The 702-nt window shown below is 75.5% G+C and carries 1 protein-coding gene; it reads left to right on the forward strand.

The window, feature by feature from the left end; all coding sequences use genetic code 11:
• Positions 1-702 (forward strand): DUF3326 domain-containing protein (locus VB737_RS17190; RefSeq protein ID WP_500314764.1); only part of this gene is annotated, 702 nt, incomplete at both ends.

Genomic DNA, 702 nt, shown 5'->3' on the forward strand with positions numbered 1-702 from the left:
CCCCGCCCCTGCCCACCCTGCTGGTGATCCCCACCGGGGTGGGCTGCGCCGTGGGCGGCTTCGCCGGCGATGGCCTGCCGGCGGCCCGGCTGCTGGCGGCGGCCAGCGGCTGCCTGATCACCCACCCCAACGTGTTGAACGCTGCCTCCCTCTACTGGAGCGACCGGCGCGTCCACTACGTGGAGGGCTGGAGCCTTGACCGCTTCGCCGCCGGTGAGCTGGCCCTTGCTCCGGTGCCCTCCCAGCGTGTGGGCGTGCTGCTGGATGCGGGCATCGAAGCGGAGCTGCTGCTGCGCCACCGCCAGGTGATTGGGGCCTGCCGCGCCAGCCTGGGGCTGACGATCGGCCCGGTGCTGAGCAGCGACGTTCCCCTGGAGGTGAGCCTTTCGATCGGGCCCAGCGGCAGCAGCTGGGGCACCCTCGGCCGCCCCGACGCCCTGTTGCGGGCCGGTGAAGCGCTGCGGGACGCTGGGTCCACGGCCATCGCCGTGGTGGCCCGCTTCCCCGACGAGCCCGGCAGCGACGCCCTGGCGGCCTACCGCCATGGCACGGGGGTCGACGCCCTGGCCGGGGCGGAGGCGGTGATCAGCCACCTGCTGGTGCGCCACCTGGGCCTTCCCTGTGCCCATGCCCCCGCCCTGGCGCCGCTGCCGCCCGACCCCGCTCTGGATCCGCGGGCGGCGGCGGAGGAGCTGGGCCACA

This window comes from Synechococcus sp. BA-120 BA3, assembly GCF_034931285.1.
In the GTDB taxonomy this organism is placed as follows: Bacteria; Cyanobacteriota; Cyanobacteriia; order PCC-6307; family Cyanobiaceae; genus Cyanobium.